The following is a 21,503-nucleotide window of genomic DNA, read 5'->3' as shown; positions in this document are numbered from 1 at the left end:
AGAACGTTCGAGTGGGTACGCCCACGGCGTACCCACTCGTGTGTCAGGGTTTGTGGCCGACCGCGGTCCAGACGTTGATGTCCGATCGTTCCGGGATCTCCGTGCCCGGCTCCGGGCGCCACTCGCTGGCCGGCACGATGCCCGGCTCGACGAGCTCCAGCCCGTCGAAGAGCGCGGCGAACTCGTCGCGCGGCCGCGTCCACACGTCGGACTTCCCCTGCGCGATGAGCTGCTGGTAGAGCTTCTGCTGCTCCGGCGTGCCGAAATCCGACGTGGCGTGCGTGGCGACCAGGTAGCTGCCCGACGGCAACGCGTCCAGCAGCGTGCGCACGATCGGCACGGCCGCACCGTCGCCGTGGATGAAGTGCAGCACCGCGATCAGCATCAGGCCGACCGGCTTCTCCAGGTCCAGCGTGCCGGCCAGGATCGGGTCCGCGAGGATCGACGCCGGATCGTTGAGATCCCGCTCGATGTACGCGGTGCGACCCTCCGGGCTGCTGTTCAGCAATGCCCGCGCATGCACCATCACCAGCGGATCGTTGTCGACGTAGACGATCCGGCTCTCCGGCGCGTGCCGCTGTGCCACCTCGTGCGTGTTGTCCGCGGTCGGCAGGCCGGTGCCGATGTCCAGGAACTGCCGGATGCCCGCCTCCGCCGCGAGGAACCGGGTCGCACGCCGCAGCAACGCGCGGTTCGCCAGTGCGCCCAGTCGTACCTTCGGAAACAGCCTCTGCAGCTCGTCGCCGGAGGCGCGGTCGGCGGCGAAGTTGTCCTTCCCGCCCAGCCAGTAGTTGTATCGCCGCGCGGGATGCGGCTCGGCCGGGTTGATCCCGGACGGCGCTGCGGTCATCTCATCCACGGCGACACCATACCGTCACGATCCACAAACGACGCGATCGTCGCTGACCCGGCCCTATGCTGCGATGATGGTCCGGGACGAGTTGATGCGGATGCGAACGGACGCGGAGACCGAGGCCGCGACGCTGGCCCGGGACCTCTCCGCGCTGTTCGCGGCGTCGCGGGACTCGAACGCGGACGACGAGCACGACCCGGAGGGCGCCACCGTCGGCTTCGAGCGGGCGCAGCTGACCGCGGTGCTGGCGGCCACCCGGGAGCGGATCGCCGAGGTCGACGCCGCGCTGCGCCGGGTGGACGCCGGCACCTACGGCGTGTGCGAACGGTGCGGCGCGCCGATCGGCGGCGACCGGCTCGCCGCGCGACCGTTTGCACGCTGGTGTATCGCCTGCGCGTCGCTCAGTGCGGGTAGGCGCGCGGGATCCGGGTAGTGGCCAGCTCCCTGCGGTACGCCTCGATCCGGCTGATCACCTGGCGCCGGCCGACCGTGTTCTCCAGCCGGTCCAGGTAGAGGCAGCGGGCCGCGAGCTTGTCCAGGTCGACCGTGAAGTACATCGCCATCAGCGGATTCACGAACAGGCTGCTCCCCCGCGTGCGCTTCGTGAACTGGACGTCGCCGAACTCGCCGCTCAGCGCGGCCGCGATCTGCCCGTTGACGATGCTCGGCCGTTCCGGCGTGGCCGCCGCCGCGTCCGCGACCGCGTCCCGGTAGAGCGCCGCCTCCCGGCTCGCGCCCGGTATGGACAGCGCGCCGAGGTAGCCGCCCTCGCGGTCGAGCGCGGCCAGGTTCTCCAGCACGTTCACGTGGTTGACGCCGTGGTAGGCGTCGATCCCGAACCCGAGGCAGGTCACCAGCTTGACCGGCACGTCGATGCCCGCGACCGCGCCGAGGCTGGTCATGTCCTCCACCGGCGTGCCGAGCGCGTTCTCGTCGCCGCGCATCAGGATGTCGGTGCCGCCGTCGACCAGCACGATCGCGTCCAGGTCCAGCAGTTCCACCAGGTAGCGGTAGCCCTCCCGCAGCGTCTGCACGCCGAGCGGCGGGAACGCGTAGACGGTCGACGGCATGTCGTGCGCGGCCAGCCACCGGGCGAGCACGCCCTCCGGGAAGTACCAGTCCGGGCTGGTCGCCTCCGGCGTCACGGCCACGACATGTTGATTCACCCAGAAATTACGGTCCACCAGTTCCAGCTCGGAGAACGACAGGTTCGCCAGATGCACCTCCACGCCGCTCTCCCGCAGCGCGAACACCAGCGGCAGCCCCGCGTACACGTCGAACCCGCCACCCGCGCCCGCGACCAGCACGCGCCGCGCCCCGCTCAACGCCCCCAGCAACGGCGGCAACCCCAGACTCATCACCCCCCAATGATCAGACCCCACCACAACCCCTTCGCGGGTACGCCGTCGCCGCGCGCGGCACAAGGTGCGCGATACCGGGAGCGCGGCATCCGGGCGTGCGGAGCCGCGGGAATCGCGTGGCGTTCCGGACCACGGCGGGGCCGGCTCCGATGCGAAGCGGCAAGCGGAGCGCCGGCGGAGTCTTGGCGCGAGGCGAGGGTTGCCCCCGAGAGCGGCTGCACCAGGCTGGAAGCGGGAGATCGGGGTCTGGGGTCGCCCCCAGGCCGGCTCGAGCGCCCGCGGGAGCATGCGGGCTGCACCACGCCGGAAGCGGGAAATGCATTGGCCCTTGGCCCGCCTGGGTCGGCGGGCCCTGGGGATCGGTCAGAGGGGGACGGCGGGCCAGCCGTGGCCGGGGCGGGGGGTCGTGGTGGCGGGCGGGGTGTGGAGCGGGAGGCGGAAGTAGGTGCCGATGTCGGCGGGGCCGGCGTCGCGGGTGCGGTAGCTGACGAGTTCGTGGACGGCGGTGGGGGTGATGGCGGCGGCGATGCGGCGGTGGACGTCGGCGGGCGCGCCCTCGCGGGTGAGGAGCGCGGTGATGCGGGCGGCGGCGTCGGTGTCGGTGGGGGCGTTGCCGGGCAGGCGGAAGTAGATGTTGGCCTCGTCGGCGCCGTCGCGGCCGGCGCGGAAGGCCAGGCCGGTCATGGGTTCGTTGGCGATCGGGCCGTGGTAGAGGTCGGCGGCGGCGTGGGCGGTGCGTTCCGCGTCGTAGCTGCGGGCGAACGCGCCGAGTGTGTGGATGCCGTCGAGGCCGCCGGTGCGGTGCCGGAAGTAGATCTTTGCGCGGGCCTGGGCGCCGGTGGCCAGGTCCAGGGCGACGTAGTCGAGGTGGGCGCCGGCGGCCGAGATCGCGTCGCGGGCGCGAGCAAGCGGGGACCAGGCGGCGGCGAGTCCGAGGCGGTCCATGGCGCGGGTGACGGTGTCCCATTCGCGACCGTGACCGTTTACCCACGGGTTGAGGTAGACCTTGTACTGCGGCGGGCCCTCGGGGCCGCAGGCGAGTGAGAGCCAGATGCCGGAGCGGTACGCGGGCGGGTCGTCGGACGTGAACAGGTCCTCGACGGCCCGGTAGCCGCCGATGGAGACGCCGGGGCGGGACGCGAGCGCGCGGACCATGGCGCGGCCGGCGTCCTGGACGGCGCGGGCGGTCGGCACCTGCCCGACCGGTTCGAAGAGGATGCGGACCTCGGTGACGCCCTTGCGCCAGCTGACCGACAGCTCAGCGGGGAAGCCGTCACCGGACACAAAGGACTGATATCGGGGCTGGTCCTCTATCCGGCGGTGCGCCCACGGGTGGAGCATGTCGGCGAGGCGGCTCGGGTCGCGATCGGCGCGTCCCCAGGCGGCCGTGCAGACGCGATTCCAGAGGTCGGTGAGCAGGGCGGCGTGCGTTCTCTGCCGTGCGAGTGACACACGGCCGGACTCTTCAGGCATAACGGTATATTCTGCCTCAAAACATTGAGGCTGGTCACCCTCCGCGTGACACTGTGCACAATCAGTACCTGATCGTGCGCTCAGTGCTTACGCAAGTCCACCCTGGACGATACTCTCCGGATACGGCCGCTCGGAACGGTTTTCGGCGAGGAGGAAAGATGACTGATCACTCAGTCTGTGTCATCGGCGCCGGCCTGTCCGGGATCGCGGTCGCGCGAGCGCTGCAGCGGGCGGGCGTGTCGTTCACCTGTCTCGAACGGGCGGACGAGGTCGGCGGCATGTGGGGCCAGGCCGGGACCGGGGCCGGCGGGCCCGGGTACGCGAGCCTGCACCTCAACACGTCGAAGCGACTGACCGGTTACTCGGACACGCCGATGCCGGGCGACTACCCCACGCACCCGAGCCACGCGCAGTTCGCCGAGTACCTGCGCGGGTACGCCAAGGAGCACGGCCTGCTCGACCACGTGGAGACCGGCGCCACCGTGGTCTCCGCACGGCGAGGGCCCGACAAGCGCTGGACCGTGGTCACCGGCGACGGCGTGACGCGCACGTTCAGCCATGTGGTCGTCGCGTCCGGCCTGCACCAGGCCGCGCGCATCCCGGCGGACCACGGCGGGTTCACCGGCGAGGTGCTGCACACCATGGACTACCGGGACGCCGCGCCGTTCGCCGGGAAACGCGTGCTGGTGGTCGGCTTCGGCTCGTCCGCGGTCGACGTGGCCGGCGACCTGTGCCGCACCGCCGGCACCACGCTGCTGTCGGTGCGGCGCGGCATGCACGTCACCCCGAAGCGGCTCTACGGCGTGCCGATCGACGAGATCGCGGACGAGCCCTGGTACGCCGAGCTCGGCCTCGAGGGCGCCCGCGCGTTCATCCAGCGGACCCTGTGGACGATGCACGGCAACCTGACCGACTACGGCCTGCCGGAGCCGGACCACGCGCTCTTCTCGGCCGGGCTGACCATCTCCGACTCGATCCTCAGCCAGATCAGCCACGGCCTGATCACGCCGAAGCCGGGCATCGCCGGCTTCGACGGGCCGCGCGTCACGTTCACGGACGGTACCCGGCACGAGGTCGACACCGTGATCTACTGCACCGGGTACGCGCCGCGGTTCCCCTTCCTGCCACCGTCCTGCCCCCGCGACCGGCACGGCCGGATGCGCCTCTACCAGCGGATCGTCGCGGCCAACCACCCCGGGCTGATGTTCGCGGGCATGGTCCGGCCGGTCGGCGCGATCACCCGGATCGTGGAGCTGCAGGCGCGCTGGATCGCGGGCGTGGTCACCGGCGCGGTGCGGCTGCCGGGCGTGGGGAAGATGCGCCGGGAGATCGCCTCCTATCTGGACGGCATCGCGGCACAGTACGGGCCGGACCCGTACAGCACCGTCCATGTTGATTTCGCCGGGTACGCGCGGTCACTCTCCTAGGAACTCCTCGGTGAACGCGTTGCGGAAGACACCGTCCGGGTCGAGCGCGCGCAGCTCCGCGCCGGCCCGGTCCCAGGACTCGCCGAACGACGCCGGGATCGTCTCCTCCAGCAGCGTCGTGTTGGTCCAGGGCGCATCCGGCGTGTACGCCCAGGCCTTCGACCACTCGACGCGGGTGAGCGCGCGGTCGCCGGCGAACGTGTCGAAGCAGAACGCCTCCAGGTCCGCGTAGAACGCGTTCGCGTGCAGCGCGCCGGGCAGCGTGAGCACGTCCAGCCAGACCGCGGTGTCGAAGCCCTCGTGCGGGGTGACCGCGGACAGCAGCGGCGGCTCCGCACCTCCTATTTCGACGTCCGAAGGATCGTCCAGCCCGGTGACCCTGATCTCGACCGCGCCGTTGACCGGGAACCGGCCCTGCGCGGCATAGGCGTGCAGCAGCCGCTCGTACTCGGTCGCGAACTCGTGCAGCACCCACTGCACATCCGCACGGCGCGTCAGCACCGCATAACCGTTCGGGTGTACGCGCAGCGTGGTCGGCTTGATGTAGAGCAGCAGATTCTTCGACGGTCCCCACAGGTCCGTGGCCAGCGTCGCGGTCAGGCCCGCGGTCGTGGCCGCGAACTGGAGCTGCCCCAGGACCGGCGCGAGATAGTACTGGCCGCTCAGGATCGCGCCCGCCACTCGTGCGACCGGGCGCGGGATGTTGTCCGAGAACGGATAGTTGTACGGCGTCAGCGCCGGCCGGGACGTGACCGGTTGTACCGGCGCGACGCTCCACACCTTGAGCCACGGGTGCGTGGTGAACGCGAACCAGATCACCTCGATCCGCCCGGCCTGATGCAGGAACGTGTCGACCGTGTTCGTCCCGCCGGCGCCCGGCGCGGCGAACAGGTCGGTGGCGGGGATGTCGACACGGCTCAGGCAGCGCAGGTTCGTGTTCACGCCGACCCGCAAGGTGACCTCGACCAGGCAGATCACGCCGAGGTCGGTGAGCAGCGCGGCCGCGTCCTCCTCGCCGCGCGTGACCGTGCGGAGCGTGAAAGCCTGGCCGTCCCAGACGACCGCGGTCACCGACGTGATCAGGTTGCTGAGCGAGCCGTAGGTCGTGCCGGGCGCACGCGTCTCGCCGTCCGCCGGGATCGCGGTGCCGTGGCCGCCGATCGCCAGCACTCCCCCGACCGACAGGTCACCCGGCGCGGGGCAGTGGGTGAGGCCGCGGCCGTTCTGCTCCAGGAACGTCAGCAGCGACTCCATCGAGGCGCCGGTCTGGGCGCGCACCTCGTCCGGCGCGGTCATCTCCAGCGCGGTCAGGTGCGCGGTCATGTCCAGAAGGACCAGGTCCGGGTCGTCGCCCGGGGCCAGGGTGAGTGGCGACCAGCCGTGCTTGAAACCGTGCGGGCGCAGACGCCAGCCCTGAGCGTGCGCCCAGTCAGCGAGGCGGACGATGTCCGCGGGCGTCTGCGGGACCGCGGTCCAGACGTCGTCGGCGACGGTCTCGCCGGACCAGCTCACGTAGGTGCGTCGTTCGTGCGCGATGCCGGCCGGGAATCCGGGCGGCTCGGGGCCCGGATCCGCCAGCCGGCCGATCGGCGTCCACAGGAGACCGGCCGCGGCCGATCCGGACAGTAGCGTGCGTCGATTGATCCCCATGAGGGGGACGCTAAATCGATTCCATCGATGCTGCTCGCTGCGTGGGCGTTTCGTCTCGATGGTCCCGCGTGGCGTCATGCGGGCGCGCCAACACGGTCACGCTGGTGCTGCGGCGCCCGCGTTCATCAGGCCGCGCCAAGGGGTGCGCACTCTTCGGGCCGCGCTCAGACGCACCCGTGTATGTGCGCCCACGCTGTAGTGCTCACGCTGCAGCGCTCAGGAGGCCGCGCTCGCGCAGCAGCGCTCATACGGACGCGCTCAGGAAGCCGCGCTCGCACCATGGCGCTCATACGGACGCGCTCAGGAGCCGCGCTCAGGAAGCCGCCGAGGGAGGCGTGCCACCCGGAGCGCCCGACGGAGGCGCACCACCGGGACCGCCGCCACCCGGAGCACCGGACGGAGGCGCACCGCCGGGGCCACCGCCACCAGGCCCGCCCGACGGGGGCTGCCCGCCGCCACCCGGCGCCCCGCCACCGGTCGGCGTGGTGCGCGTATCCACCTTCGCCGTCAACATGACCGTGTATCCGGCGGTCACATCGCCGGTAATCGCGCCGAGCTGGAGCGCCCCGCCGTCCTCACCGAACACGTTGTCGCTGTCCAGGCTGACCTGGCCCATGTTGCTGACGGATGCCTCGTACCCCGTCTGGGTGTAGACCGTGTCGCACGCGTCCTTCGGCAGCGCGACCTGCGAGGTCGCGATCGCCTTCGTCGAGTCCGTGATCGACGCCTGGTCCGGGTACACCTCGAAGTGGATGTGCGGCCAGCGACCGGTGTAGCAGGCCGGGAAGATGCTGGTGAACCGCACCGTGCCGTCCGCGCCCGCGACCTGCACGCCGCGCAGATAGTTCTCGTTCGTCAACCCGTCCGAGTACATCGAGTACCCGCCGGCCCGGTCACAGTGCCAGACATACACCGCGACATTTGCGAACGGCGCATCGTTGTTCGTCATGTCAAGGATCGTCAGCTCGATCGTCAGCGGCACGCCCTCCGCCGTCGCGCTCCCGGTCCCGAAGCTGGTCCGAATGTCCTTCCGGACGACGCCGCTCTGTTCGAGCACGTCAGGACCATTAGAGCCATCACCGGGGTACGGCCCGGCCGTCTCGTCCGGGATCTCGCCCGTGCTGGTCCCCGTGGCCCCGGTCGTCGTGGTTCCGGACGGCGTGTCGGTATTGCTCCCACAGGCCGCAAGTCCCAGCGTCACCGCCCCGAGGCCGATCGCCCGGAGCATCTTCCGACGTCCCAGCAGCGTCTCCAGGTCGAACCCGAGCCCCTGGTCGACGACCTCGTCGTCCTGCCGCGGGAGGGTCCTGCCCTCGTACGTCCGCTTCATCGTTCCTCCGCTCGCTGCCGGTCAATGACAGGGACCAGGTTGGTGCGCGCTCCCATGCGCCGCCTGAGCACAACCTGTGCCTCACCTGTGGAATCGCGGAACGGCGTCTCACTTCACCGTAATCCGGGCTTTCCTCCCGTACCCCCGAATCGGCCTTTCAGCCCTTCACCGCCGCCGCGATGACCTCGTCCGCCGCCCGCTCCACCGCGTCCCGCTCCAGCCGCGTGGCCAGCGCCGCCGCCCGCTCCCGCACCGCATGATCCAGCAGCGCGTCGATTCCGTCCCGCAGACGACGGGCGTCAAGGTCAGCGAAGCGCAACCAGTCACCGACGCCTCGCTCGCGCAGCCGCTCCCCCCAGAACGGCTGATCCCCGAAGACCGCACAGACCAGCGACGGAAGCCCGGCCCGGAGCGCCGCCGCGGTGGTGCCCGCGCCACCGTGGTGCACGGCGGCGCGGCAGCGGGGCAGGATCACGTCATGGTCGAGGCTTCCGGCGACGTACAGGTTCCCGGTCCGCTCGATCGGCCAGTCCGCACTGACCAGCACACGGGTCTTGAGCCCTCTGACCAGGTCCCGCATCGCCGCCGGATCCGCCGCCGGCATGCTGCCGAACCCGAGGTAGACCGGCGGGTCGCCGTCGTCGAGCCAGCGGTCAAGATCCTCGTTCGTGCCGCTTTCGCCGAGCCGTACACGTGCCTCATGGTTGAGCTGCATGAATCCGACGATCGGCCGATGCACGCCCCACTCGGGGATCGCCGGCACCAGCGCCGCACTGTAGGCCTGAATCTCGGTCGTCCCGGCGCGGGCCAGGCGGGTCGCGGTCGGAATCCTGGTGCGCGGCATTCCGAGGCGTTCGCGCAGCGCATCCACGCTCGGCGCAATCGTCCGCCAGTGGACGGTGGTGGCGAGGGAGTGGGCGAGCGCGGTCAGCGCCGGGGGTAACTGCCGGAGCGTCAGAAAGTACGGCGGAATGGTCCGGTTCGGCCGCGATGGCGCATAGTGCAGGCAGACCAACGGAATCCCCGCATGCTCCGCCAGCACCGCCGCATCATCCTCGACCAGCCTGGTCGCCACGATCACGTCCGCGCCACGTGCGGCCTCGATCAACGCGTCCTGGACAGCGCCGATGACCTGGCCACGCTTCTTCGCCAGCGCCGCCAGATACCGACGCGAGTCCCCCGCCGCCAGCAGCCGCTGCCCTTCCGGCGACTGCAGAAACTCCCGCGCGTCAACACCCGCGCCGACCGCCTCCAGCCCCGCGCGCTGCACAAACCCCACTAGATCCGACGGCACGGCCAGAGTCACGTCATGCCCGCGCCCCCGCAGTTCCACCCCGAGGGCCACCATGGGCTGCACATCCCCCCGGCTGCCCACACACATCATTGCGATCCGCATGTGCCGTGCAATCCCACCTGTTCGACCGAGTTAACAGCACCTCGGGTCAAGATCACGAAGGAGCCGAACTAGGCGCCCTGCATCTTCTCGTTGCGCACAACGACTTACGGCGCATCGCCACACCCCACACCCGCCATCACGCACCGTCATCCACCGTTACGCGGAATTACTCATTACACACAAGCGCCGAAAGAGCAATACTCACCACCAACACTCATCTAGGTCGTCTATCAATTTCTTATTGCAGCCACTCACGAATTCCTCTACACAAGGAACCCGATCAAGTACACAGCAATCAGGCAGTCCCGCAGCAACCGCAACTCGCCTCAGGCACATCGACCTACAGCAAATCCTTTATGCTCGATATCGCTACCTGCTCTCATCTTCAAGCTTTCGAACAACATTCGACATCGAATCAACGGCCGCACGCAGAGTCCGAGTCAATTCCATAAGGCGCTTTTCTTTATTTTCGGTGCGCGTTTCAGAAACAACCATCCGCCAGGCAAGCTTATAGGCATCCTCTAGGTCGGCAGCCTCTTCGGCAATCTCAATCCAACGATCATTCGAGATCCTAACCCCGGATATCGTGAGCATACTAAAGCGCGCTCCAACGGAAAGGAGATCACCCACGAGACCAATGTGAACCAAACCAACCCTGTTGCTAACAATAATCTCCGCAAGCACGGAGTTGTAGTGCTGACCATCACTCGGAAGCATCGAATCATCATAGCATCCTCCTCAAGTCAATCACCCCTCGCACCCCTTCTCTTACACTCGTCACCCCTCCCGCCCGCAATATGGAGACACAATATGTCACACAACTATTTCTAAGGCCGTCGTATGCGCCGAGGTCCTTCCCTATAGCTTCCAACTGAGCACGCCTGGCAGCCCTTGCATCAGGAAGGTGAAACGTCCTTTCCACGACATTCTTACCAGTCAGCGGTTCCGCAAAATCAGATGTCGTTGCACGCCCCTGAGGATTTTTTTTCTTTCCCAGACCCGGAATAATTTGTTCAGTTTCCAGCGGCGTGAGACCCTCCCCCTCCACCCGCACCGTGGCATGCCCATTTGGACCAAGGTCAGGGTCCCACCGAACCGTGGCTGTGCCACCACCAGCATCTTGAGTCGCGCTTGGCGTTACCTTTGCGGGCGTAGCCGGTCGAGGAGTCGCGGGCGCGCGCACCGGAAGCTTGAATCGCGCGAGTGGTAGGAGACCGATGCCGACCTCGATACCCTTACCAGCGACCGCCTCGGTCATTCCCTCTACATCGCCCGACCGGGCAGCATCGATAAAGTCCGACGCCACACCGACGTCGCTGACAATTTGGTCGTACATCGAACATTGAGGGCAAATACCGGCCTTTACGGTCGCGAATCCCAGCTCGCCGGTTGACCAGAGAGCGGCGCCGACACCCTTGTTCTTGTAATCGTTGTAGATTTGCTTGAATGGGGCGATGCCGCTGCTTACGAAATTTCTTCCGGCATTCCAGATTCCACTGCGGAACTGACTCCAAGAGCTGCCCCCACCGGAACTACCGCCACCGGAATTGCTACCACCCCCGGACCCACTGTTGGAGCCACCGCTGCCGGATGTGGTGCCACCGGGCGTGCCGCCGCCGGTGCTGGCACCGGCGTTTCCTCCGCAGCAGGGGTCGAAGTAGTCGGAACGCATTCCTGTGGGGTCGGACAAGGTGATGGGGCTGTTGTAGGCGTAGGAGTAGGCGTTCCACTGTTGTGGATCCGTCAGGTCCATGACGGGGTCGACGGAGATGAAGCGGCCCAGGTCTGCGTCGTACTCGCGGGCGCCGATGTGGATGAGGCCGTTGGGGTCGTTGTCGCCGCCGACGAAGCTCTTCTGGTTGGGCCAGGTGGAGGCGGTGCCGCGGGCCTCGCCGTAGGGGGTCTGCCGGCGGATGGTGACGGCGTAGCTGTCGGCGTTGACGCTGATGTTCTGGGTGCCCTGGTGGTCGCTGAAGATCCAGGAGAGGCCGGTGATGCTGGCACCGTTGCGGGTGGCGACGGTCCTGCCGCCGAAGCTGTAGTAGCGGGTGGCGGTGATGGTGCCGGAGGCGGCTCGGCGGACTTCCATGCCGGGCAGGTAGAGGGTGGTGCCGGTGGCGTCCCGGCGGATCAGGCGGCCGCCGTCCGCGTCGTAGACGTTGGTGTCTGTCTTGCTGCCTTCGACGGTGCTGGTGAGCTTGCCTTCGGCGTTCCAGGTGAGGGTCTGGGCGGCGGTGACGCCTTGCCGGGTGAGCGTGTTGCCCGCGGTGTCGTAGGTGACGTTGCGGGTGACGGGTGCGGCGACGCCGGCTGTGACGGTGGCACCGGTGACCGAGTGGGGACGGACAGAGGTCGGCCCTGATGCCGGGATCTGGTACGTGGTGGTGTCACCGGAGGCGGCGTGGTTGACCTCCTTGGTGCGGTTGCCGATGCTGTCGATGGTCCAGTCGGTCCAGTACGGGGCCGGGCCGCCGAGGCCGGCCACGCTGGGGCCGGCCTTGCATTCCGGGTCGGCCGCGGGAGTCCAGGCGGAGGTCAGCCGCCGGAGGACGTCGTAGGTGAAGCACTGGGTCTCGGCCGCGCCGGTGTCCGGCTTGTCGTGGATGGAGAGGATGTTGCCGGCGTCGTCATAGCTGTAGTGAGTCTTGGAGATGGTTCCGGCGGTCTGGGGCCGGATGCCGGTGTCGGTGACGCGGCGGGTGGCGAGGTCATAGCTGGTGCTGGTCTCGAGGTAGTAGTCGCGGAGGTTCGTCTGATACTTGGTCTGCGTCGGCTCGCCGTAGGCGGTGTAGAGCTGGTTGACGACGTAGGACCCGATGGACGACAACGAGGACTTGAGGGTGTTCGGGAACCCGGTGCTGGCGTGGAATTCCGTGGTGGCCTTCTCGAAGACGAGTCCGCCGGCCGCGGCGTAACTCATGCTCTTCGGTGTGCCGTCCTGGTCGGCGTACTCGATGCCGGTTTCCCAGGTGCGGCTCAGCCCGCTGCCTTCGACGCTCGGGATGATGTATTGGGAGGCCGAGACCTGGTTGCGGGCCGTGAAGGCGTTGACCTGCCACGTGTAGGCGGCGTTGACCCGGCCGGGGTTGTTGTTGTCGTATCTGATCGCCTGGGTGAGCAGGCCCTTTGCGGGATCGTCGGTCCACAGGGTGTCGTACTTCCACTCGGCGCGGAGCATCCCGGTGGCACTGTCGTCGCGCAGGGCGGTGCGGCGGCCGAGGATGTCGTAGCTGGTGTGCAGTACCTTGCCGACACCGTTGGTGGTCGTCTCGACCTCGCCGTAGGCGTTGTAGGTCGTCGTGGAGGTACCGGCATCCGGGTCCTTACGCGTGATCTCGCGGCCCTTGATGTCGTAGGTGAAGGTCCACTCGTTCGTGGCGGGGTCGGTGACCTTGGTCAGCTGGCCCTTGCGGTTGTACGTGTAGCTGGTGGTGAGGTATGGGCCGTTGACGCCCGCCGCGGTGTTGTGTGCGCGGACCTCGGTGGTGCGCCCCTGGTAGTCGGTGTAGACCGTGGCGGCGGTGCCACCCGCCGGCGGGGTCGTCAGGGTCCGGTCGCCCTCGGGGACGGTGACGGTACCCCACTTCTTGGCGAGGTTGGTGTCATCCTTGGTGGCCCAGAGCGCCGTTTCGAGGGTACGGCCGGCGAGGTCGTAGGTGATCCTGGTGACCGCCGGCACGCTCCACCCGGGTTCGTAGAAGTAGACACCGGAGGCGGTGCCCTTCTCGATGTGCTGCTCATAGGTGGAGGAGACGCGGCCGTACTCGTCGTAGTTGGAGTCGGTGACGACACGGTCGGCAGAGCCGTCGAGGGCCGGGCTCTGTGTCTGACGGGCGCGCAGGAAGCCGTCGAGGATCGTGAAGCCGACGCGATAGGCCTTACCGGCGTGCAGTGCCTCGGTCTTGATATACGGGTAGGCGTCGCGGTTGGGAGCGTATTCATAGGTGTTCCGGACGCTGGGACTGTTCGGATTCGCGGCCTTGGTCCAGCCGCTGTCCCAGCCGCGCACGAACCGGCCGAGCGCGTCGTACTCGCGCGTGGTGACGTGCTTGTTCGGATCGGTGCTGATCGTCGGGCTGCCCCAGTAGGGGGCGAGTTCGATGGTGGAAGCCCAGTTGAGCGGGTTGGTAGTGGTGACCTTGAGGGTCGGGCCGCCGCCGGCCGGGGTGTAGGCGGTGGTGGTCTTCCCGCCCTTGATGTCGGTCACGGTCTCGATGCGGCCGAACTTGTCGTAGCTGGTCTGCCCGGCGTTCTCCCACTCGGTGCCGCCGGCCGGCGTCCAGTTCTTGAGGATCTCCGACTTCGTGACCGCGCCCAGCTTGGGTGCGGCGTCGACGCTGGTGGCGCCGTCGTAGTACGAGCGCGCGTCGGAGACGACGTCGTCGGTGCTGGTGGGCGCAGTGCCGCACGGCAGCACGGTGGTCGTCGTGCGTTTGACGAGGTGAAGCAGGTTCTTGACCGTGTTGCGGTTGTACTCGAAGGTCGTGCAGCCCTCGTCGCCGGTGACGGCCAGGTCGCCGTCGGAATGCTCGGACTTGACGGTGCCGTAGTCGTTGTCGTACTCGGTGTGGGTGCGCCCCTCACGCCAGCCGCGGGCACCGTCCTTCCCGACCGCGGTGGCGGTGTAGGTGGTCTGGTTACGCAGGTAGCGGGCCTCGACGACGTCGCCGTTGATGTTCCGGGAGGCGGTCGCCGGGGAGCGCCACGGAACATGAACGGTCTTGGACACCGGCAGGTCCTCGTCGCCGTTGTAGACGACGGTCTCGCGGACCATGCCGGCGAACGCGTCCTCGTCGTAGACGGTCTCGTCGCCGAGTGACGCAGGGACGGTGACGGTGCGGGTGCCACCGGTGTGGGAGGCGCGGTCGCCGTGCATGCCGCGCATGTACTTGGTCTTGGTGAGGGTCTTGGCCGCGCCCGCGCCGACCTGGGTGGTGACCCACTCGTACCCGCGGAATTGGCTCCAGGTCTTGCGGTTGACCCTGGTCAGGCCGTCGTCGTCGGCGTAGTGCCAGGCGGGCGGGCCGCCGTAGGTGTAGGTCGTGACCATCGGCGGTGACTGCACGCCGCCCTCGAGCTGCACGTCGGTCTCGGTGATCGAGGCGACCAGATACTTGTGCCACCACTCGACCAGGTCCACGTTCGGGTCGGCCGGGTCGGGACCGAGCACCGGATAGCAGCGCATGCCGTTCCTGGGCGCCTCCGGCAGATTCGTCGCGGTGCACTCCGGCAGCGTGTAACGGATCTGCGTGGTGGCACCGGTCTCGGTCACGATCCTCGACAGGCGCTGCCAGCTGTTGGTGGTGTTGTGCACGGTGAGCACGCGGTTCTGCAGCGCCTCGTGATCGAACGTCACCTGCGGCAGCCTGATCTCGGTACCGACCAGACCGACCTTGGTGATCGACTTCAGCCACAAACCCGGGTCACCACCGTCTCCCGGAGTGGGGAATGTGTGGTCGAACTCCCACCGGGTGACGTCCTGCCAGGCCGGCGTGGTCTTGGCGCTGCTGGTGTCCCAGACCTTCGTCGTGAGCTTCGTCAGGCGCTTCTTCGTCCAGAACGTCGGTGAGTACTTGTTCTCGCACTTCGCATCGGCCTTCAGGCACTCCTGGTCCGTCGGCGTGTCGAACCAGTTGGCCTTGTCACTGCAGGCGGACAGGCAGCGGTCGCCGGTCTCGAACACGACCTGCGCGACCGGGGTCGTCGAACGGCCGTCCGCGCGGTCCCAGGTGCCGTAGTCGATCCGGCTGAGCGTGCCACCGCGGGTGTACTCACGCTTCGCGGTCGCGGTGACCCGGGTGCCGTAGAAGTTGTTCTCCTTGGCATACCAATACGACTGTGTGTTGCCGTGCACGTCGACGACGTAGTCGAGGTTCCACCGGTAGACCAGGTCACATTCCGAGTCGGCGAACGCGGCCTGATGGCACGGCTCGTCCTTGTGGTTGCCGTAGACCGGGACCCGCCAGGCCGAGTCGGTGGTGCCGGACTGCCCCGGCAGCGTGTTGAGACCGAAGTAGTACTCGGTGCCGTCGGTGCCGGTGACCTTCCAGTGTTCGGTGTTGGTCCACTTCCTGACCTGCTCGATCTTCGAGCCGTCCTCGTTCCGGCTGCGCCAGGTCCCCTTGTCCTTGTCCCAGACCAACTCCGTGGAGCTGCCGTTCAGGCTCAGGACGGCATTGTCGGTCCGCCAGCACAGGTCGCCGGTCAGCGTGGTCTCGGTGTTGTTCGCCCCGTCCTTGGTGTCCTCCGCGCAGGAGACGTAGCGACGCTCGACGGAGCCGACACCGAGGTCGAAGCCCTCGCCGATCCAGGACGGCTGGTTGTTGGTGACGTTCGATCGGCCGTCGACCGACGACGACGAGTAGGACACCGCCAGGCTGGGAGACCCGCCCGCGTGTACGGGCGGGGTGGTGATCCCGTACGACCAGTTGAACGATCCGGAGTTCCCGCCGACGCTCCAGGTCGACGACGGTGACAGCGACGTGGCGGCGAAGTCTCCCGCCGGGCCGTTCGGCGCCGCGGCCACCGCGATCAGCGTCCCCGCCGGGGTCGCCACCTCGGCATCGCCGGCGAGCTGGGCGCGGGTGGTCGCGGCGCCGGTGCCGCCGATGGGCGCGATCGGCGCATCCGCGGTGACCGTGCTCGTCGCCGTGTCATTGACGGACGGCAGCTCACGCGCCGAACACCGTGGCTGGTCTCCGGCGACGAGCGCGCACTGCGGCAGCTGCCACAGCCGCAGCCGGGATCCCCATCCGGCACCGTAGGCGTACCGGAACGAGCTGTAGTCCACGGACACGGATGCCGTGCCGGAGGTGGTCGTGCCCGGCGCGCCACCGATGCGGAGCACGACGCCGGCGCGCCACTGGCCGGGAATGTTCGCGCGGTCGATGACCTCGACGGTCAGGTCTGTCGGCAGGCTACGGCCGGCCTCACCGTCGGCGCGGGCCACGCTGACCGGAGTGCTGCCGGCCTTCGCCGGCCCGGACGGCTTCAGCACAGCACGTGCCGATGCCGCGGTCGGCCACACCGGATCGGGCAGATCGGGTACGGGGTCGTTCTGCAGCACGGGCGGAGCGCCTTGGACCTCGCCGCCGTCGGCGTCGGTCTTCTCCACCTGGATCTGCAGCGGCTGCGGCGTGAACGGCACCGCCAGCGCCGGTGGAACGGCGAGCAGAGTGCCCGCCAGCACGGTGCCGAGCGTCGCCGCCAGCAGACGTCCGGCCGTGCCCATGGTCGACCTGCCCACGCTGTTTCCCATCCGTTTCACGTCGGCGTTGAGTACAGAAGTCATCTGGTCAGCTCACCGCGATCCGCAGTTCGCTCTGGAACAGGTCACGAACCTGGAGATCGCTGAGCGCGCCCTGGTAGGCGTGCACGTCGTCGATCCCGCCGCGCCAGCGGTCGGTACGGACCCCGCTGAACAGCGCACCGCCGACGGTCAGCGGGCCGGAGGCCTGCCACACAGGGAAGTTCTTCGTGAGCGGTTTCTCCGGGACACCGTTGACGTACAGCCGGGCCTCTTTGCGGACGGCGTCGTAGACGCCCACGACGTGGGTCCAGACCGCCGTGTCCTCGTAGTCGACCGGCTCAGCCGAGATGACCACGTCCCCGCCGGTGCCGGAGGACGGCACCATCGAGAACGTCCAGCGGTCGGCGGTGACGCCGGCGACCGTGGCCGGGCGAAGCGACAGACCGAACGGGGTACGGTCCGGACCGTCCTGAGACACGATCGTGTGTGCTCCGGTGCCGAAGTCGTCCGGATTCACCCACGCGGACACCGAGAACGACTGATCGGTGCGCAGGACGGGCGCGTACGCCCATGCCGGTACGTCAGCGGTGCCGGTGTTGCGCTGCGACTGGCCGTACTCGGGCTTCGAGTTCGGCGCCTCGCCGTCGACCAGGAGATCGTCGAGGAACATGGCACGGCCGTCGTGACCGCCAGTCTTGATCTCCGTGCCGAGGGTCGTGCGGAGTTGCCGGCCGAACGGGTCGTCCGCAGAGGCCAGGCAGGTGGCCTGATTCGTCTCGTCCCGGCAGTTGAATCCACGACTGAACGTCCACCAACCGACCTCGATCGGGTCCAGGATCCCGGGCACGTCGACATCGCCGTCGAGGGTCGCGCCGGCGGTGTGGCCCGTGAAGTCCTCCGCGACGAGCAGCCGGTCGAAGACTTGCAGGTCAGCGACGTTGCCGCGCAGCCGGTCTCCCGGGCCGGCAACCGCGTCGACGCCCTGACCGACCACGATTCCCCTGCCGTTGGTGATGGGCGCGGTAAACGCGGCGGACGTCTCAAGTCCGTTGACCCAGACCTTGATCCGGCCTTCGGCCCGGTCGAAACCGGCAGCCACATGTACCCACTGGTTGGCGGTATTGGCCACGGTGGAGCAGACCTCGGTACCCGACGTGGCGGTGGCGGCCGCCACCATACTCAGGCACCAGGCGTTACCGCCGGAGGCCAGCGGCCGGGCACGCAGCCGGAACGGGCTGGACTGTCCCGAGGCGGCATCTTTGGCAAGGAGGGTCGATGTCGTGGTCAGGTCGGTAAGCCTGGTCCAGGCCGCAATCGAGAAGGACTTCGTCGTGTCCAGCGCCAGCCCGCTCACACCCGCGCTCTGCGACGTGGCGCCGGTGAACGTCGCGGTCCTGCCGCCGATGATCCGTACGTCGTCGGTCCAGCTCACGCCGGTGGCGACAAGCGGGTTCTCGCCGCTGGGCCGCGCGCTGTTGACCAGCGCATCGACCTCGCTGACTCCGGGTAGGTCTGCAGCCCGTAGCGGGCGACCGCTGTGACCGGCTTGTTCACCAGCAACGAGACGCTCGTCCGGTGACCTTCGTTGAGCGTGCCGTCGATGCCGAACGCGGTGAAGATGCTCTCGCCGTATTTGGTCGTCGACATTTTCACCTGCGCGGTCTTTGCCTGGCTGCCGTTGGTGGCCGTCGTCAGCGTCGCGGCGACCTCCCGTACCTGCTCTGCTTTGAATCCGTACCGGAACGTGGTCACGTCCAGCGACGGCGTGCTGATCGTGAAGACCACCTCCTCACCGGGCTGAAGCAGGCGATTACTCCAGGTGATCACCGGCTCCTTCGGCTTGGTGGTGTCCGGGTAGAACTCGCACCACGCTGACCAAGGGCTCAGGATGTTGTACGGGGCCGGATCTCTGGCCTGGACGCGGAACGCGTACCGCTCCCCGTTCTTGATCGTCACCTTCACCGGCGACGCATGGACGTTCGGCGTCTGCTCGGACACCGTCACGGTCGACGTCGGGTAAGTGCCGTCATCGACCTGCCCCGGACCCGGGATCCGCCGCCACTCGAACGTCACGGCCAGCTTCTGCGTGCTGTCCGCATCGCGCGGGCGAGCGTACAGACTCGGCGTCAGTGTGCCTGTCGAGATCGGCGAGCCGCAGTCCGTGTTCGGCTCGACCATCAGCCCGTTCGGTACGTCCGGCGGGGTGTCGTACTCGACGACCAGCACCGCACCGTTCGGGTGGAACGTCTTCCAGCGCTCGCCGACGTACTCGTTCGCACCGCTGACGTCACACGCACAGAAGCCCACGGTCAGATCGGACCACCGGCCCTTCGCGGCAGTCTGGACCTGGTTCTTGACCGCGTTGTTCTGGAACTGCACGGTCATGTCGTCCTGCTGGCGATCGCACCCGTCCGCCTCATTGCCGTGCGACGACGCCGCCACGAGACCACTACGAAGCTTCGTGGCCCACCCCACGCGCACGCCGCTGCTCCCGATGCCGATCGAGTCGGCCCACCACATCGACGTCGGCGTGTCGTCACACGACCAGGAGTGGTCGACCTTCATCTGCACCCGCGCGGAGTGGATGTATGTCCCGCCCAGGTCAGGAATCGAGAACTTGAAGAACGACCGATGCTTCATCCCCGAGGCCGGGTTGACTCCGACCCGGGCGTTGGTGTGGTGATTGTCGGCGTTGTTCTCCGTCGCGTACGCCCACTTCAACGGCTTCCGATCCCAGGCCGGGTCGATGAACAACGGGAAATGCTGCGCCGGAGAGGACAGCAGGCCCGCATCCGGCACCAACCGCAGATCACCCTGCGCGGTCACCTCCGCCGCCACCGGCGCACTGTTCGCCGCCGGACCCGGGCTCGCCGGCGTCGAGCTGTCACCCGGCACCGCCGCCTGCGCCGCACGCACCTGCCGGTCCACCGTCAGAGGCGCCGAGTCCCACATCACCGGCCTGGCCGCCGTCGCCAGCACCGTCCGGCCGACGGCCGCACGCAGACCGCCGTCCTCCAGCCGCTCCACCGACGCGTCCCCGCCGACCCCGACCGTCACCGACGCGACATCGTCCGCCGCCTCCGGCGTCTTCACCACCAGCACATGCGTAAAACCGGTCCACGTCGCCCGCAACACCAGATCAACACCGGGCAGCACCTCGCGGTACGTCGCGGAGTCACCGGAAACGGTCGGCGGCGGCAGCACGCCTGGGAAGGACAGCTCGAGGGTCTTGCCGGCGTCGTTCAGCGTGACCATCGGGGCGGTGCCACCGCCGGAGAACCGCACGTCCGCGATCGACGCACCGGGGCGGACCGTACCGTCCGGACGCACGGACAGGTTCAGGTTCACATCGGACCAGGAACCGTCACCGTGACGCACGTGTGTCGGCACCACGGTCGACTCCATCACCAGCACACCGGACGGCTCCGCGAACACCTGAGAGAACTCGGTCCGCTCCGCCATCACCTCGACCCGCTCACCGGACGCGGCAGCACGGTCCAGTTCGGACTCAGGGCGTGCGGCGCTCGAAGGCTGCGACAGCAACGGATTCAGCGACAGTCCCACCACACCGGACAGAAACAACGCAAGTCCGCGCCGCGGCGACGACGCCCGGAACCCGCGCGGCAGGACACGACGTGGCACAGCGATTCCCCCCGATATTCAAGATCAAGCCGGAGGGACTGTAGAGCGTCGATACCCAGGAAGTAAACAGCAATTACAAAGGGTATTCACAGAACCGACAAAGCGGGCATCGGGTCACGTTAGGCAACTCTATGAATGCAAGCGCACACTCAGAGCAAGTGTCGAAATTCACCGAGTCGCAAGGTAGATGTCACCCGTGAGAGCTACGCGGAAGTGTCCGCGAAGTGGGGACGAAGGGGCGGGGGCGGATCCATAGCGTTCTGGGGGTCAGCAGGGCACACGGAGCGAAGGAAGTGCGGTCATGGCACGCCACTGGTGGATGCGGTTCGGGCTCATGGTGGTCGCGGGGGTGGTCATACTCGTTGCGGCCCAAGCGGTCAGCACGATCCGGCTGGAGAATCCGGTGTGGCTGCTGGCGGCGAGCCTGGTCGCGGCGGTGCTGGCGCTGCTCGCCTACCGGTATGCCACCCGCGGCATCGAGAAGCGCGAGGCCACCGAGCTGGCCAGGCCGTGGTGGGTGGTGCCGGGCACGCTCGCGGGCGCGGTCCTGTTCGGGCTGGTGATGCTGGTCATCGACCTGCTCGGCGGCATCGGGTCGATGACGTTCAACTCCTGGATCGGGCTGGCCGCCATGACCGGGCTGATGGTCAACGTGGCCGTCATCGAGGAGGTGCTGTTCCGAGGGGTGCTGCTGCGGATGGTGGCGGAGCGGTTCGGCGGGTGGGCGGCGCTCGCGGTGTCGGCGCCGCTGTTCGGGCTGCCGCACCTGCTCAACCACGGGACCGATCTGGTCGGCGCGCTGTCGATCACGATCTGTGCGGGGTTGCTGCTCGGCGGCGCCTATCTGGCCACCGGGTCGCTGTGGCTGCCGATCGGGCTGCACCTGGGGCTCAACTTCGCGGAGTCGGCCGTGTTCGGGATCGTCACGGCGGACAGTCCGCTGCCGGACTTCTCGCTCTACAACACGGTGCTGACCGGGTCTGACCTGCTCACCGGCGGGGCCGGCGGGCCCGAGGCCAGCATGGTCACGTTGGGCGTCATCACCGTACCCGCGCTGGTGTTGATCTGGTTCGCTGCGGCCACCGGACGGATGCGTCGCGGCCGGGCTCTATCGTGACCGGC

13 protein-coding genes are annotated in these 21,503 nt (G+C 68.3%); 3 read left to right on the top strand and 10 right to left on the bottom strand.

The window, feature by feature from the left end; all coding sequences use genetic code 11:
• Positions 1-43: 43 nt before the first annotated feature.
• Positions 44-850 carry an SAM-dependent methyltransferase gene (locus OP04_RS04350; protein ID WP_033338193.1) on the bottom strand — a complete coding sequence of 269 codons (807 nt, stop codon included), beginning with the start codon at positions 848-850 and terminating at the stop codon, positions 44-46.
• A 94-nt stretch (positions 851-944) separates the two neighbouring features.
• Here OP04_RS04350 and OP04_RS04345 point away from each other — a divergent pair, with 94 nt between their 5' ends.
• Positions 945-1,286: a TraR/DksA family transcriptional regulator gene (locus OP04_RS04345; RefSeq protein WP_232323473.1), complete on the top strand. Its 342-nt coding sequence runs from the start codon at positions 945-947 to the stop codon at positions 1,284-1,286.
• Here OP04_RS04345 and OP04_RS04340 read toward each other — a convergent pair.
• Together OP04_RS04340 and OP04_RS04335 are read right to left on the bottom strand one after the other, a co-directional pair.
• Positions 1,255-2,211, bottom strand: a complete 957-nt coding sequence (locus OP04_RS04340; RefSeq protein WP_157239280.1) for a DUF1152 domain-containing protein — start codon at positions 2,209-2,211, stop codon at positions 1,255-1,257. The two genes, OP04_RS04345 and OP04_RS04340, sit on opposite strands and share 32 nt — an antisense overlap.
• 366 nt (positions 2,212-2,577) lie before the next feature.
• On the bottom strand, positions 2,578-3,687 hold the full coding sequence (locus tag OP04_RS04335) for a tryptophan dimethylallyltransferase family protein (protein ID WP_085066218.1): 1,110 nt from the start codon (positions 3,685-3,687) through the stop codon (positions 2,578-2,580).
• A gap of 158 nt (positions 3,688-3,845) precedes the next feature.
• Here OP04_RS04335 and OP04_RS04330 point away from each other — a divergent pair, with 158 nt between their 5' ends.
• Positions 3,846-5,114, top strand: coding sequence for a flavin-containing monooxygenase (locus tag OP04_RS04330; protein ID WP_033338191.1), 1,269 nt, complete (start codon positions 3,846-3,848; stop codon positions 5,112-5,114).
• On the opposite strand, the gene OP04_RS04325 is transcribed toward OP04_RS04330, so the two are convergent.
• The 7 genes from OP04_RS04325 to OP04_RS49145 form a co-directional block, all read right to left on the bottom strand.
• Positions 5,103-6,764, bottom strand: coding sequence for a cholesterol oxidase substrate-binding domain-containing protein (locus tag OP04_RS04325; RefSeq protein ID WP_033338190.1), 1,662 nt, complete (start codon positions 6,762-6,764; stop codon positions 5,103-5,105). The genes OP04_RS04330 and OP04_RS04325 overlap by 12 nt on opposite strands.
• A 313-nt stretch (positions 6,765-7,077) precedes the next feature.
• Positions 7,078-8,094, bottom strand: a complete 1,017-nt coding sequence (locus tag OP04_RS04320; protein ID WP_033338189.1) for an intradiol ring-cleavage dioxygenase — start codon at positions 8,092-8,094, stop codon at positions 7,078-7,080.
• A gap of 157 nt (positions 8,095-8,251) precedes the next feature.
• Complete coding sequence (locus tag OP04_RS04315; protein WP_269746658.1) at positions 8,252-9,475, bottom strand: glycosyltransferase; 1,224 nt, start codon at positions 9,473-9,475, stop codon at positions 8,252-8,254.
• Between the two features lie 384 nt (positions 9,476-9,859).
• Positions 9,860-10,207 (bottom strand): hypothetical protein, encoded by a 348-nt coding sequence (locus tag OP04_RS52940; RefSeq protein WP_157239278.1) that lies wholly within the window; start codon positions 10,205-10,207, stop codon positions 9,860-9,862.
• Between the two features lie 7 nt (positions 10,208-10,214).
• Positions 10,215-16,781 (bottom strand): RHS repeat-associated core domain-containing protein, encoded by a 6,567-nt coding sequence (locus OP04_RS04310; protein ID WP_157239276.1) that lies wholly within the window; start codon positions 16,779-16,781, stop codon positions 10,215-10,217.
• Between the two features lie 4 nt (positions 16,782-16,785).
• Complete coding sequence (locus OP04_RS49150; protein WP_051797073.1) at positions 16,786-18,171, bottom strand: LamG domain-containing protein; 1,386 nt, start codon at positions 18,169-18,171, stop codon at positions 16,786-16,788.
• Positions 18,168-20,381 (bottom strand): hypothetical protein, encoded by a 2,214-nt coding sequence (locus OP04_RS49145; protein WP_157239274.1) that lies wholly within the window; start codon positions 20,379-20,381, stop codon positions 18,168-18,170. The genes OP04_RS49150 and OP04_RS49145 overlap by 4 nt, the downstream gene beginning before the upstream one ends.
• 301 nt (positions 20,382-20,682) lie before the next feature.
• Between OP04_RS49145 and OP04_RS04300 the strand changes: the two genes are divergently transcribed.
• Complete coding sequence (locus OP04_RS04300; RefSeq protein ID WP_085066217.1) at positions 20,683-21,498, top strand: CPBP family intramembrane glutamic endopeptidase; 816 nt, start codon at positions 20,683-20,685, stop codon at positions 21,496-21,498.
• The last annotated feature ends 5 nt before the right edge of the window (positions 21,499-21,503 follow it).

It is taken from the genome of Catenuloplanes japonicus (genome assembly GCF_000717135.1).
Classification (GTDB): Bacteria; Actinomycetota; Actinomycetes; order Mycobacteriales; family Micromonosporaceae; genus Catenuloplanes; species Catenuloplanes japonicus.
This window is presented reverse-complemented; position numbering and strand designations above follow the sequence as displayed.

Coding starts and splice junctions, on each gene's coding strand:
- OP04_RS04350 (WP_033338193.1), bottom strand. CDS start 850: ATGACCGCAGCGCCGTCCGGGATCAACCCGGCCGAGCCGCATCCCGCG.
- OP04_RS04345 (WP_232323473.1), top strand. CDS start 945: ATGCGGATGCGAACGGACGCGGAGACCGAGGCCGCGACGCTGGCCCGG.
- OP04_RS04340 (WP_157239280.1), bottom strand. CDS start 2,211: ATGAGTCTGGGGTTGCCGCCGTTGCTGGGGGCGTTGAGCGGGGCGCGG.
- OP04_RS04335 (WP_085066218.1), bottom strand. CDS start 3,687: ATGCCTGAAGAGTCCGGCCGTGTGTCACTCGCACGGCAGAGAACGCAC.
- OP04_RS04330 (WP_033338191.1), top strand. CDS start 3,846: ATGACTGATCACTCAGTCTGTGTCATCGGCGCCGGCCTGTCCGGGATC.
- OP04_RS04325 (WP_033338190.1), bottom strand. CDS start 6,764: ATGGGGATCAATCGACGCACGCTACTGTCCGGATCGGCCGCGGCCGGT.
- OP04_RS04320 (WP_033338189.1), bottom strand. CDS start 8,094: ATGAAGCGGACGTACGAGGGCAGGACCCTCCCGCGGCAGGACGACGAG.
- OP04_RS04315 (WP_269746658.1), bottom strand. CDS start 9,475: ATGTGTGTGGGCAGCCGGGGGGATGTGCAGCCCATGGTGGCCCTCGGG.
- OP04_RS52940 (WP_157239278.1), bottom strand. CDS start 10,207: ATGCTTCCGAGTGATGGTCAGCACTACAACTCCGTGCTTGCGGAGATT.
- OP04_RS04310 (WP_157239276.1), bottom strand. CDS start 16,781: ATGACTTCTGTACTCAACGCCGACGTGAAACGGATGGGAAACAGCGTG.
- OP04_RS04300 (WP_085066217.1), top strand. CDS start 20,683: ATGGCACGCCACTGGTGGATGCGGTTCGGGCTCATGGTGGTCGCGGGG.